The sequence below is a fragment of the Streptomyces chattanoogensis genome, from assembly GCF_001294335.1.
Classification (GTDB): domain Bacteria; phylum Actinomycetota; class Actinomycetes; order Streptomycetales; family Streptomycetaceae; genus Streptomyces; species Streptomyces chattanoogensis.
The window spans coordinates 25,113-37,956 of record NZ_LGKG01000147.1; the positions used below are offsets into that span (position 1 = coordinate 25,113).

Annotated in this window: 9 protein-coding genes; all 9 read left to right on the forward strand. The window is 71.5% G+C overall.

Features of this window, described 5'->3' with window-relative positions; all coding sequences use genetic code 11:
• Positions 1-3 precede the first annotated feature (3 nt).
• The 9 genes from asnB to ADL29_RS23775 are packed head-to-tail and all read left to right on the forward strand — an operon-like array spanning position 4 to position 12,843.
• A complete protein-coding gene (asnB, locus tag ADL29_RS23735) occupies positions 4-1,950 on the forward strand; it encodes an asparagine synthase (glutamine-hydrolyzing) (protein ID WP_053925629.1) in 1,947 nt (648 codons plus the stop codon).
• A 17-nt stretch (positions 1,951-1,967) separates the two neighbouring features.
• A complete protein-coding gene (locus tag ADL29_RS23740; protein ID WP_053925630.1) occupies positions 1,968-4,157 on the forward strand; it encodes a bi-domain-containing oxidoreductase in 2,190 nt (729 codons plus the stop codon).
• Positions 4,154-6,121 carry a heparinase II/III family protein gene (locus ADL29_RS23745; RefSeq protein WP_053925666.1) on the forward strand — a complete coding sequence of 656 codons (1,968 nt, stop codon included), beginning with the start codon at positions 4,154-4,156 and terminating at the stop codon, positions 6,119-6,121. Before ADL29_RS23740 ends, ADL29_RS23745 begins: the two co-directional genes overlap by 4 nt.
• 9 nt (positions 6,122-6,130) lie before the next feature.
• Positions 6,131-7,660 (forward strand): right-handed parallel beta-helix repeat-containing protein, encoded by a 1,530-nt coding sequence (locus ADL29_RS23750; protein WP_053925631.1) that lies wholly within the window; start codon positions 6,131-6,133, stop codon positions 7,658-7,660.
• Position 7,661: 1 nt separating this feature from the next.
• Positions 7,662-8,894: a hypothetical protein gene (locus ADL29_RS23755; protein ID WP_053925632.1), complete on the forward strand. Its 1,233-nt coding sequence runs from the start codon at positions 7,662-7,664 to the stop codon at positions 8,892-8,894.
• 2 nt (positions 8,895-8,896) lie between these two features.
• Positions 8,897-10,105, forward strand: a complete 1,209-nt coding sequence (locus ADL29_RS23760; protein ID WP_053925633.1) for a glycosyltransferase — start codon at positions 8,897-8,899, stop codon at positions 10,103-10,105.
• The gene (locus tag ADL29_RS23765; protein WP_053925634.1) at positions 10,102-11,346 is read left to right on the forward strand and encodes a class I SAM-dependent methyltransferase; all 1,245 of its coding nucleotides are present in this window, start codon (positions 10,102-10,104) and stop codon (positions 11,344-11,346) included. Before ADL29_RS23760 ends, ADL29_RS23765 begins: the two co-directional genes overlap by 4 nt.
• Positions 11,347-11,359: 13 nt before the next feature.
• Positions 11,360-12,154, forward strand: a complete 795-nt coding sequence (locus ADL29_RS23770; RefSeq protein ID WP_053925635.1) for a glycosyltransferase family protein — start codon at positions 11,360-11,362, stop codon at positions 12,152-12,154.
• Positions 12,151-12,843 (forward strand): PIG-L deacetylase family protein, encoded by a 693-nt coding sequence (locus ADL29_RS23775; RefSeq protein WP_053925636.1) that lies wholly within the window; start codon positions 12,151-12,153, stop codon positions 12,841-12,843. Before ADL29_RS23770 ends, ADL29_RS23775 begins: the two co-directional genes overlap by 4 nt.
• Position 12,844: the final 1 nt, after the last annotated feature.

Genomic DNA, 12,844 nt, shown 5'->3' on the forward strand with positions numbered 1-12,844 from the left:
GACATGTGTGGCATCGCAGGCACGTACCGATGGCCGGACGGAAAGGTCGTGACCGACCGGCTCACCGATACCCTCGCCCACCGAGGTCCGGACGGGGCGGGCCGGTACAGCCACCCCGCAGGTGACGGCGAAGTGCACCTCGGGCACCGCCGGCTGGCCATCATCGACCTGTCCGGGACCGGCGCCCAGCCGATGGTCTCGGACGGCCTCGCCCTGACGTACAACGGCGAGCTGTACAACGCTCCCGAGCTGCGTGCCGAGCTGGCAGCCGCCGGGGTGCGCTTTCGCGGTACCTCCGACACCGAGGTGCTTCTCGAGGCGTGGCGGCGCTGGGGCACCGACTGCCTGCCCCGGCTGCGCGGCATGTTCGCGTTCGGGATCTTCGACGAGCGCACCGGTGAACTGGTGCTCGTCCGCGACCAGTTGGGCATCAAGCCGCTGTTCCTGATGCGGCGCGGCGAGGGCCTGGTGTTCGCCTCCGAGCTCAAGGCGCTCGCCGCCGCGACCGGCGGACCGCTGGAAGTGGACCAAGCGGCGCTGGTGGCCTCACTGCTGTACTACTGGGTGCCGGACTCGCGGTGCGCGTTCCGCGAAGCGGAGAAGCTGCCGCCGGGGAGCTGGCTGCGGATCCGGCCCGACGGCCGGGTGGAGCGCGGCCGGTACTGGCACCTGAAGGACGTCGCCGCCGAGGGCCGGGAGCGGGCCCGGAGCGGCGAACAGCCCGATCTGGCCGCCATCGTCGAGGAGTCCACCCGGCAGCACCTGCTCTCCGACGTACCCGTGGCGACCTTCCTCTCCGGCGGGCTCGACTCCAGCTACCTGACCGCGCTGGCGGCCCGCCACCAACCCGGGATCTCCGCCTACACGATCGGGTTCCGCGCCGAGGACGCCAAGTTCGAGGCGATGCCGGACGACCTGCGCTACGCCCGGCGGGTGGCCGAGCGGTTCGGCGTCGACCTGCACGAGATCGAGATCGCCCCGAACGTACTCGACCTGCTGCCGGAGATGACGTACCACCTGGACGAGCCGATCGGCGACCCCGCCGCGATCAACACCTTCCTGATCTGCTCGGCCGCCCGGGAGGCCGGGGTCAAGGTGATGCTCTCGGGGATGGGTGCCGACGAGCTGTTCGCCGGCTACCGCAAGCACCTGGCCAACCTGCTGGCGCTGCGCTACCAGCGCATCCCGCGGCCCCTGCGGCGCGGCCTGTCCGGGGTCGTGGACCGGCTTCCGGTCGCCACGTCCCGCCGGGGGTACAGATCGGTGCGCTTCGCGAAGCGGTTCCTCTCCTTCGCCGATCTGCCGGAGGAGACCGCGTTCCGGCGCAGCTACACCATGTACGACCGGAACGAGCTGCTCGCCCTGGTCGATCCGGACCTGGCGGGAACGGTCGAGGACGTGCTGACCGAGCATGCGGACATCTACCAGGACAACGACCTCGACGACTTCGTCAACCGCATGTGCCTGGGCGACGCCCGGATGTTCCTGCCGGGCCTGAACCTCACGTACACGGACCGCTCCAGCATGGCCGCGTCGACCGAGGTGCGGGTGCCGTACGTGGACGTCGAGGTGGTCAAGGCGGCGTTCGCCGTGCCAGGCAACCGCAAGATCGCCGGACGACAGGGCAAGGCCGTCCTCAAGGAGGCGGCCACCTCGATCCTGCCCCGCGAGATCGTGTACCGGCCCAAGGGCCTGTTCAGCGCCCCGCTGCGTGCCTGGATGAGCCGGGATCTGGCGCCGCTGGTGCGCGAGGTGGTGCACGACGGCGTGCTCGTCAACTCCGGGCTCCTGCGCCGCGATGCGCTGGCCCGCATGGTCGCCGAGGACGCCGCCGGGCAGCGGGACTTCTCCAAGCATCTGTGGCATGTGCTGACCCTCGAGTACTGGTATCGCGGCGCGACCTCCGGGTCCCGCCAGAACGCTCACTTGACGGCCTGGAAGACGGCTTAGAAACAAGGGGACTTCGGGTGAAACAGGTTGTGCAGAACTACAAGAGCGGCGAGCTGGCGGTGCTCGACGTGCCGGTGCCTGGGTGCAAGCCGGGCGGTGTGCTGGTCCGCAGTGCCTACTCGCTGATCTCCACCGGGACCGAGCTCATGAAGGTGTCCGAGGCCGGCATGTCGATGCTGGGCAAGGCCCGCTCCCGGCCGGACCAGGTGGCCAAGGTCATCCAGAGCGTGGCCACCAACGGGGTGCCCGCCACCTACCGCAAGGTGATGGGCAAGCTGGACTCCTACACGCCGCTGGGCTACTCGCTGTGCGGGGTGGTCGAGCAGGTCGGCGCCGGGATCGACGAGGTGAAGGCCGGCGACCTCGTGGCCTGCGCCGGCAATGAGCACGCGCTGCACGCCGAGCTGAACTGGGTGCCGAAGAACCTCTACACCCCGGTCCCCGACGGCCTCGCGCCGCGCCACGCCGCCTTCGGCACCGTCGGGTCGATCGCGCTGCAGGGCGTCCGCCAAGGCGAGCCACAGCTCGGCGAGGTGGCTCTCGTCATCGGCCTCGGCCTGATCGGGCAGCTGGTGGTGCAGCTTCTCGCCGCCTCGGGGGTCCGCGTCGTCGGGGCCGACCCCGACCCGGTGCGCTGCGAGCTCGCCGAGCGCCTGGGCGCCGCGGCCTGCGGCGATCCCGCGTCCGCGGCCGTGGAGACCGCCGTCGCCGAGCTCACCGGCGGCCACGGCGTGGACCAGGTGTACCTGGCCGCCGGCGGCGGCACCAACCAGCCCGTCGAGCTGGCCGCCCGGTTGAGCCGGGACCGCGGCCGGGTCGTCGACATCGGCAAGTGCCGCCTGGACCTGCCGTGGAACGCGTACTACGAGAAGGAGCTCGACGTCCGGTTCTCCCGCAGTTACGGCCCCGGGCGCTACGACCCGGAGTACGAGCTCGAGGGGCGGGACTACCCGATCGGCTACGTGCGCTGGACCGAGCGCCGCAACCTGGCGTGCTTCCTCGACCTCCTCGCCCGCGGCCGCGTCGACGTGGAGCCCCTGGTCTCCCACATCGCCGACTTCGACGACGCCGTCGAGACGTACCAGCGCCTGAAGGACGGCGACCTGAAGGCCGTGGCCGTGCTGTTCCGGTACCCCGAACACGCGGTAGAGGCCGAGGCTCCGGCCGTGGCGGTTCCCCCGGTGAACGTGAAGCGGAGTCCGGTCCGTGCCGCCAAGACGCCGGTGCGCCTCGCGTTCGTCGGCGCGGGAAACTACGCGACCTCGATGCTGCTGCCGCACCTGGCACAGCGCGACGGCGTCGAGTTGTCGTCCGTCGTCACCACGACGGCGCTGTCCGCGGCCAACGCGCAGCGCAAGTTCGGCTTCACCGAGGCGACCACCGACCTCGACGCCGTGCTCGGCGACAAGTCCATCGACGCGGTGTTCGTCGTCACCCGGCACAGCTCGCACGCCGAACTGACCTGCAGGGCGCTCCTCGCCGGCAAGACCGTGTTCGTGGAGAAGCCCCTGGCCCTCACCGAGGACGAGCTGGCCGGCGTGCTCGCTGCGGTGGAGGAGTCCGGCAACGACCGGCTGCAGGTGGGCTTCAACCGCCGCTTCGCGCCGCTGCTGCAGGAAGCCAGGAAGCGGTTCGGCGCCCGGACCGGTCCGGCGAGCCTGCGCTACCTGGTCAACGCGGGCCGGCTGCAGCACGGCAGCTGGTACCTCCAACAGGGCACCGAGGGCTCGCGGTTCACCGGCGAGGGCGGACACTTCATCGACACGGCGAGCTGGCTGCTCGACGCCGACCCGGTCTCGGTGTACGCGGTCGCCCCGTCCGGCAACGAGGACCTCCAGGTCGTCCTGCGCTACCCGGACGGGTCCACCGCCACCATCAGCTACGTCACCACCGGCGCGCCCGGCTTCCCCAAGGAGACGCTGGACCTCGTCGCGGACGGCAAGGTGCTGCGGCTCGACGACTTCGTCCGTGCCTCGCTGTATTTCGAAAAGAGCACAGCCGGCCCCAAGAAGTGGGTCAGTTCGCGGCTGCCCAAGGCCCGGGACAAGGGCCAGCAGGCCGAACTGGCCGCGTTCATCAAGGCCGTGCGGACCGGCGGGCCGATGCCGGTGCCGCTGGAGTCGCTGGTCGCCACCACCTCGGCCACCCTCGCCGTGCAGACGGGCCTGGCCGGCGGCGCGCCGGTGACGTTGGAGTGGGCACGATGACTGTGAACTCGGGGAGTCCGGGCTGGTACCTGCGGCGGCTGTCCCGGATGGGGCCGCGGGAAATCGGCGGCCGGGTGGGCGACACGGTGCGCAGACGCCTGTGGCGGTCGGCGCGGCCGGACTGCCCGGGCGTGACCGGCGCCCGGTTCACCGCCGTGCTGCCCGCCGGGACGGTCGCCGCGGTGCCACCGGACGCCGCGAAGCGTCTCATCGCCGAGGCGGACCGGCTGATGGCCGGGCACGCCGAGTATTTCGGGGTGGACCGCCACGACCTGGCCGACCCGGACTGGTGGTACGACCCGAAGACCGGGCGCCGGGCTGCGTCGGGCTACGCCTTCGACGTGCCGTACCGCAACGAGGACGCGGTCGGCGACATCAAGCAGATCTGGGAGCTGTCCCGGCACCAGTACCTCACCCAGCTCGCCGCCGCCTACGCGATCACCGGGGACGAGCGGTACGCCGAGCGCGTGGCCGAGCACCTGAGGTCGTGGTGGACGGCCAACCCATCGCTGCGCGGCGTGCACTGGATCAGCGGCATCGAGCTGGGCATCCGGCTGCTGTCCTGGGTGTGGATCCGCCGGCTGCTCGATGGCTGGCCGGGCGCGGCCGGGCTCTTCGAGGGCAACCCGGTGGCGTTGAACCAGATCTGGCACCATCAGCGCTGGCTGGCCGCCTTCCCCAGCCGCGGGTCGTCGGCGAACAACCACGTGATCGCCGAGGCCGCAGGGCAGTTCGCCGCGGCCTGCGCGTTCGGCTGGTTCCCCTCCTCGGGGCGTTGGCGGGCCGACGCCCTGCGGTCGCTGGAGCGGCATCTGCGCGGCAACACCTTCGGCTCCGGCCTCAACCGCGAGCTGGCCACCGAGTATCACGGACTGGTGCTGGAGCTCGGCCTGGCCGCGGTGGCCGAGGCGGATGCCGCCGGTGTGCCGGTCCCCGCGTCGATCCGGCTGGTGCTGCTGCGGATGACCGATGCGCTCGCGGCCATCGTGGACGGCCGGCTGCGGCCGCCGCGCCAGGGGGACGCGGACGACGGGCACGGTCTGGTCGTGGACGGCGCGGGCACCGACCGCTGGGCCTCACTGCTGGCCACCGGGGACGCCGTGTTCGGCCGGCTCGCCTGGTGGCCGGAGGTGACCGGCACCGACGTGCGCACCCCGCTGCTGGCCGCGCTCATCCGGCCGTACGCGAAGCAGGGAACCGCACCGGCCGTGCCCCGCCCGGCAACCCGACCGGCCCACTTCGCCGACGCGGGCATGACCATCCTGCGCGGTCCGGCGGAGATCTGGTGCCGCTGTGACGGTGGCCCGCACGGATTCCTGGCCATCGCCGCGCACGCCCACGCGGACGCGCTGTCCGTGGAGGTCCGGCACGACGGGGTCGATGTGCTCGCCGACCCGGGGACGTACTGCTACCACGGGCAGCCCGAGTGGCGGCAGTACTTCCGGTCGACCCTCGGCCACAACACCCTGCAGCTGGACGACGGTGACCAGTCCGTCTCCGGGGGCCCGTTCCTGTGGACCCGGCAGGCCCGCAGCCGCGTCCTGGTCGCGGACACAACGGACGAGGGTGTGGCCCGCTGGTGCGCCGAGCACGACGGTTACCAGCGCTCCGTGCACCGCCGCCGGGTGGAGCTGACCGCCGCGAGCCAGGAACTGAGGGTGGTCGACGAGGTGCGCGGCCCGCGCCGGGCCGTGCGCCTGGCGTTCCACCTCGGCCCGGCGATCGCCGCGGACCTGGCGGGGGACCGGGCAGTGCTCACCTGGACCCGGGACGGCGAGGACCGCTCCGCGCTGCTCGACCTGCCCGGACAGCTGTGCTGGCGGGCGCATCGCGGCGAGACCCGCCCGCCGCTGGGCTGGTACTCCGCGGGCTTCGGGTGCAAGGAGCCCACCACCACGCTGGTCGGCACCGGCTTCGCCGACGGCGTGGAGGGCTTCACCACCGTACTCAGGTTCCGCGGCTAGGAGGGGCGCGTGGGGATCAAGAGGCGGCACTGGGCGTGGGCGGCGGCACCGCTGACGCTGGCCCTGGCGGCGACCGGCTGTGTGAGCACGTCGAGCGCCGGGGCGGAGCCGCAGGCCGCGCCCTCCACGTCCGCGGCCCGGTCCGTGGCCCGGGTGTGCGCCAAGCCCGCGGCCGGGCCGGCGAAGGCGCCGTCGGGCGCGGTGACGGTCGACCCCGCAGTGGTCGGTGACCTGGCCGCGAAGACCAAGAGCCACCCCCCGAACACCACGTTCTGGCTTCGACCGGGCAAGCACAGGCTCGAGCCGGACCGCTACTCCCAGGTCATCCCCAAGAAGGGGAACAGCTACGTCGGCGCGCCAGGCGCGGTGCTCGACGGCCGGAAGACCAACCAGTACGCGTTCGGCGGGACCGCCCGCCACGTCACCCTCCGCTACCTGACCGTGCAGGGTTTCGTCGCGCCGCAGAACGAGGGTGTCGTCAACCATGACTCGGCCGACGGGTGGGTGATCGAGCACACGACGATCCAGCACAACTCCGGCGCCGGGCTGATGGCCGGTGCTCGCCAGCGGGTCCGCGCCAACTGCCTGCGCGGCAACGGTCAGTACGGCATGAACGCGTACAAGGCCACCGGTCATGTCAGCGGCCTGGTGGTCGAGGGCAACGAGATCGTGGCCAACAACACCGACGACTGGGAGCGGCGGCGGCCGGGCTGCGGCTGCACTGCCGGCGTGAAGTTCTGGGCCGTCAACGGCGCCGACGTACGCGGCAACTGGGTGCACGACAACCGCGGAGCCGGGTTATGGGCGGACACCAACAACAACGACTTCCGCATCGAGGACAACGTGCTCGAGGCCAACGACGGTGCCGCGCTGATCTATGAGACCAGCTACAACGCGGTCATCCGGAAGAACACGATCCGGCGGAACAACTGGGTCGAGGGCCGCAGGTCCGCCGACGGCGGCGACAGCTTCCCGTTCGCGACCGTCTACCTGTCCGAGGCCGGCGGCGAACCACGGATCCGAGCCCGTACGGACAAGATCGAGATCTACCGGAACGTGCTGGAGAACAACTGGTCCGGCATCACCCTGTGGGAGAACGCCGACCGGTTCTGCAACAGCCCGGCCAACACCTCGTCCGGTGACTGCACGTTGCTGGCGCGGCACTCCGACCGCTGCGCGCGGCCGGCGATCGCCACCGCACCGCTCTACGCCGACTGCCGGTGGAAGACCCAGCGGGTGGACATCCACGACAACCGCTTCGTGCTGGACAAGTCCGTCGTCGACTGCACGGTGAAGTGCGACCGCATGGCGGTGCTGGCCAACTACGGCACCTATCCGGACTGGTCGCCTTACCAGGGCGAACGAGTGGCCGAGGCGATCACCCGCAAACAGCACAACCGCTGGCACGACAACGTCTACCTCGGACCGTGGAAGTTCGTCGCCCACGACCCGAGCCGGGTGCTCGACTTCGGGCAGTGGCAGGGCACGCCGTACCAGCAGGACGCGGGCAGCACCTTCCGCGCACGGGACGGTGGTTGAGATGCGCGCGGACCACACGTCGAAGATCGTCGGTACGGTCTGGGGGCTGCTGATCCTCAACACGCTCGGCTCCGCCGGGGCGAAGACCATCGTCCCGCTGCCCCGCTCCCTCATCCAGATGGTCACCATGGGCGCGCTGGTCGCCGCGTTCGCGCTGGCGCTCCTGGTCAATCTCCGGCTGCGCATCCGAGCCAGCGCCTACGTGTTCCTGCTCACCCTGCTGCTGGTGGCGAGCGTGATCTCCAGCGTGCACCTGGAGTCCGGGTTCGGCGCGCTGTTCCGCTGCGCCCGGCTGGCTCTCTTCGTCGGCACGCTGTGGCTGCTCAGCCGCTGGTGGGACGGCGGCCTGAGGTTCGTCCGGCACCACATCCGGCTGTACTTCGCGGTGCTCGGGTCGGTGGCCGCCGGCCTGGTCATCTCACCGGGCGCGGCCATGCCCGAGCTCTACGGCGGGCGCCTTGTCGGCGCGTTGTGGCCGCTCACCCCGCCGCAGATCGGACAGTACGCCGCGGTGATCATCGGGCTCACCGTGCTGCTCGTAGTGGGCCGCCGGACCGACCGGGCCGGCGCGGCGGTGGTCATCGTGCCGTCACTCGTCCTGCTCGCGCTGACCCATACCCGGACGGCCACGCTCGGCCTGTTCACCGGGCTGGCGTTGGCGATCGGCTCGCTCATCCTGACCAGTGCCGCCGCCCGCCGGTTCTTCGCCTGGGCGGTGCTGTGCGGCACGGTGGCCGCGGTGGCGTTCAGCTCCGCGCTGCAGGCATGGTTCCTGCGCGGGCAGAGCCAGGAGAACTTCTCCAACCTCACCGGCCGGGCCAAGGTCTGGGACGCCCTGCTGGCAGCCCCCCGGACGACCTCGGAGCAGCTCTTCGGCGCGGGCCTGGGCGACAAGTCGTTCGGCGGGCTGCCGATCGACAACAGCTGGCTGGCCGTCTACCACGAGCAGGGTCTGACCGGCGTCACCCTCGTCGCGGCGATCATCATCGTGCTGGGCGGCGTCGCGTTGCTGCGGCCACCGTCGCTGTCGAGGGCCTGCGCGATCTTCCTGATCAGCTACTGCGCGATCGCGTCGTACACCGAGGCCGGTCTCGGCGACGCCTCGCCGTATCTGCTGCATCTGGCCGTGGCCGCCTGCCTGCTGGCGACACCTGCCGCGGCCACGCCCCTAGCGACGCCCGAAGTCCCCGGACGACGCAATCCGCGATGGGCCCGGAAATCGGAGGTGACCTGAGCATGCACGTCCTCGTGGTGCACAACCGCTACGCCTCGGCGCAGCCGAGCGGGGAGAACAAGGTCGTCGACCAGGAGGTGGCGCTGCTGCGCGCGGCCGGCCACCGGGTCGAGGTGTTCGAGCGGCGCAGCGACGACATCGCCGCCCGGTCCCTGCCGGGCAAGGTCGCGGTGCCGCTGCTCGTGCCGTGGAACCCGGCGGTCCGTGCGGAGCTCGCCGACCGGCTGCGCACCGAGCGGCCGGACGTGGTGCACGTCCACAACGTCTTCCCGCTCCTGTCGCCCGCGGTGCTGGCCGCCTGCGCCGACGCAGGCGTGCCCGCCGTCGCCACGCTGCACAACTACACCCAGGTCTGCCCGCCCGGCACGCTGCAACGGGACGGCCGGCCGTGCACCGAGTGCGTCGGGTCGGCGCCGCTGCCCGCCGTCCGGCACGGCTGCTACCGCAGCTCCCGGCTGGCGACGGTGCCGCTCGCGGTCAGCCTGTCGGTCAACCGGCAGCGGTGGTGGTCCGGCGTGGAGCGGTTCTTCTGCATCTCCGCGGCGCAGCGCGACGTCCTGGTGCGGGCCGGCATGCCGGCCGAGCGGCTGGCGGTGAAGCACAACTTCGTGCCGGAGCCCGGCGTCCGCCGATCGGGCGCCGGCGAGCATCTGCTCTATCTCGGCCGGCTCGCGGAGGCCAAGGGCGTGCGGCTGCTCATGGCCGCGTGGGACGAGATCGCCGCGGACGGCGGTGCGGGCGTGCCGCTCGTGGTCGCCGGCGCGGGGCCGCTGGAGCGAGAGGTGACCGCCTGGGCGGCGGGCCGGGACGACGTGCGCTACGTCGGTCTGTATGACCAGGCGGAGTGCCGTCAGGCCGTCGCGCGGTCGGTCGCCGTGGTGGCTCCCTCGACGTGGCTGGAGGCGTTCGGCCTGGTCGTCGTGGAGGCGATGGCAGCGGGGGTCCCGGCCGTCGCCGCCGGTCACGGCGCCTTCGTGGAACTCGTCGAGGACGGCGTGACCGGGCTGCTGCACCGGCCGGGCAAGGCAGCCTCGCTCGCGTCCTGCATACGCCGGATCACGGCAGATCCGGACCGTAACCGGGAGATGGGCCAGGCGGCCCGGCGCCGTTACGAGCAGGGATTCAGCCCGGCCGTCGGGCTGGAGCGCCTGGTGGAGGGGTACCGCACCGCGATCGCGGGGCGGACGGAACTATTGGGGGGCAGTACATGACACGATGCCGACTCTGCGGCTCGGAAGCGCTGGCGAGCGTCGTCGATCTTGGGGCGACGCCACCGTGTGAGAGCTTTCTCGCCGCGGACCAACTGGATCAACCGGAACCGGCGTATCCGCTGCACCTGCGGGTCTGCACCGACTGCTGGCTCGCGCAGATCCCGCCGCTGATCACGCCGGAGGAGACGTTCAAGGAGTACGCGTACTTCTCCTCGTACTCGACGTCCTGGGTGGAGCACGCGCGCACGTTCGTCGCCGACGCCGTGGAGCGGGTGGGTCTCGGCACCGATGGCTCCGAGGCCTTCGTGGTCGAAGTCGCGAGCAACGACGGGTACTTGCTGAAGCACGTGGTGGACCGGGGGATCCGCTGCCTGGGCATCGAGCCGTCGGTGAACGTCGGCGCCGCGGCGCGCGACGCGGGTGTGCCCACGCTCACGGAGTTCCTGTCCCCGGACACCGGCTCGGCCGTCCGCGCCGAGCACGGCCCGGCGGACCTGGTCGTGGCCAACAACGTGTACGCGCACATCCCCGACGTCGTCGGGTTCACCCGGGGGCTGCGCGCCCTGGTCGCCGACGACGGCTGGGTCTCCATCGAGGTGCAGCATCTGCTGACCCTGATCGAGGAGAACCAGTACGACACGATCTACCACGAGCACTTCCAGTACTACACGGTCGCGTCCGCGATCCGAGCCCTGGCGAGCGGCGGACTCGCGCTCGTGGACGTCGAGTTGCTGCCCACGCACGGCGGCTCCATCCGGCTGTGGGCCCGGCCGGCCGAGGCGGCAGGGGAGCCCACCCGGCAGGTGGCCGACGTGCTGGCCCGGGAGAAGGCCGCCGGGCTGCAGGAGCTGTCCGGGTACACCGAGTTCTCCGCCCGGGTGGCCAAGGTACGCCGCGACCTCCTGCGGTTCCTCATCGAGGCGGCCGAGCGCGGCGAGACGGTCGTCGGCTACGGCGCCCCGGGCAAGGGCAACACCCTGCTCAACCACTGCGGCATCCGGCCCGACCTGCTCGCCTACACGGTCGACCGCAACCCCTACAAGCACGGCAGGTTCACCCCGGGCACCCGCATCCCGATCCTGCCGCCCGAGCAGATAGCCGCCGACAAGCCCGACTACGTCCTCGTCCTCCCGTGGAACCTGCGCGCCGAGCTGACCGAGCAGTTGTCCTTCGTCCACGACTGGGGCGGCCGCCTCGTCTTCCCCATCCCGGAACTGAGCATTGTCGAGGTCACGTCGTGAAAGAGGTCACAGCATGAAGGTCGTACTGTTCTGCGGCGGTTACGGGATGCGGATGCGCAGCGGCGCCGCAGACGACGTGCCCAAGCCGATGGCGATGGTCGGCCCGCGCCCGCTGATCTGGCACGTCATGCGCTACTACGCGCACTTCGGGCACACGGAGTTCATCCTGTGCCTCGGCTACGGGGCGCACCACATCAAGGACTTCTTCCTCAACTACGAGGAGACGACGTCCAACGACTTCGTGCTGCGGGGCGGGCAGACCGAGCTGCTGTCCACCGACATCGCCGACTGGACGATCACGTTCGCGGGGACCGGCATCGAGTCGCCGATCGGGGAGCGGCTGCGCCGGGTGCGGCACCACCTGGACGGCGACGAGATGTTCCTCGCCAACTACGCCGACGTGCTCACCGACGCCCCCCTGCCGGAGATGATCGAGAACTTCGCCCGGCGCGACGCCGGCGCGTCGATGATGGTGGTGCCGCCGCAGTCCTCGTTCCACTGCGTGGACCTGGGCGAGGACGGCCTGGTGGGGGGCATCACCGCGGTGAGCGAACTGCCGCTGTGGGAGAACGGCGGCTACTTCGTGCTCCGCCAGGAGGTCTTCGACCACATCCCGGAGAACGGGGACCTGGTCGCCGACGGATGCGCCCAACTGGCCAAGCAGGGACGGTTGGTGGCGCACCAGCACCGCGGCTTCTGGAAGCCGACCGACACCGTGAAGGAGCGGGCCGCGCTCGACGCCGCGTACGCCCGGGGCGACCGCCCGTGGGCCGTGTGGGAACGGGACCGTGCCGGAGTTCGGGCGTGATCCGGCTCGGGGCCGGGCCCCTGGACCGGATCGTCGCGGTGGGCGCGCACTGCGACGACATCGCCATCGGCGCCGGCGGCACGCTGCTGACGCTGTGCCTCGCGCGACCGGGCATCCGCATCGACGCGCTGGTGCTCTCCGGCGGCGGCACCGAACGCGAGCAGGAGGAGCGGGCCGCGCTCGCCGCCTTCTGCCCGGGTGCCGACCTGCGGCTGACCGTGCTCAAGCTGCCGGACGGCCGGATGCCCGTGCACTGGGAGGAGGCCAAGGCCGCGGTCGAGGAGCTGCGCGGGCAGACCGAGCCGGACCTGATCCTCGCCCCGCGGACCGATGACGCGCACCAGGATCACCGCGGTCTGGCGCAGCTGATACCCACCGCGTTCCGCAACCACCTGGTCCTGGGCTACGAGATCGTCAAGTGGGACGGCGATCTCGGCCGTCCGGCGGCGTACCAGCCACTGTCGCCGGAGATCGCCGAACAGAAGGTGCAACTGCTGCAGGAGCACTACCCGTCGCAGCGGCACCGGCCCTGGTACGACCGCGAGGCCTTCCTCGGCCTCGCCCGGATCCGCGGCATCGAATGCCACGCGCGCTACGCCGAGGCGTTCGCCGTCACCAAACTCACGCTCAGCCTGGGCACTTTCGACCTGGGCACGTCCAATCTGGGCACGTCCAATCTGGGGGGATGAA

Bases quoted from the DNA above. Each gene is read 5' to 3' on its own strand.
- ADL29_RS23745 (WP_053925666.1), top strand. From the start codon at position 4,154: ATGACTGTGAACTCGGGGAGTCCGGGCTGGTACCTGCGGCGGCTGTCC.
- ADL29_RS23770 (WP_053925635.1), top strand. From the start codon at position 11,360: ATGAAGGTCGTACTGTTCTGCGGCGGTTACGGGATGCGGATGCGCAGC.
- ADL29_RS23765 (WP_053925634.1), top strand. From the start codon at position 10,102: ATGACACGATGCCGACTCTGCGGCTCGGAAGCGCTGGCGAGCGTCGTC.
- ADL29_RS23755 (WP_053925632.1), top strand. From the start codon at position 7,662: ATGCGCGCGGACCACACGTCGAAGATCGTCGGTACGGTCTGGGGGCTG.
- asnB (WP_053925629.1), top strand. From the start codon at position 4: ATGTGTGGCATCGCAGGCACGTACCGATGGCCGGACGGAAAGGTCGTG.
- ADL29_RS23760 (WP_053925633.1), top strand. From the start codon at position 8,897: ATGCACGTCCTCGTGGTGCACAACCGCTACGCCTCGGCGCAGCCGAGC.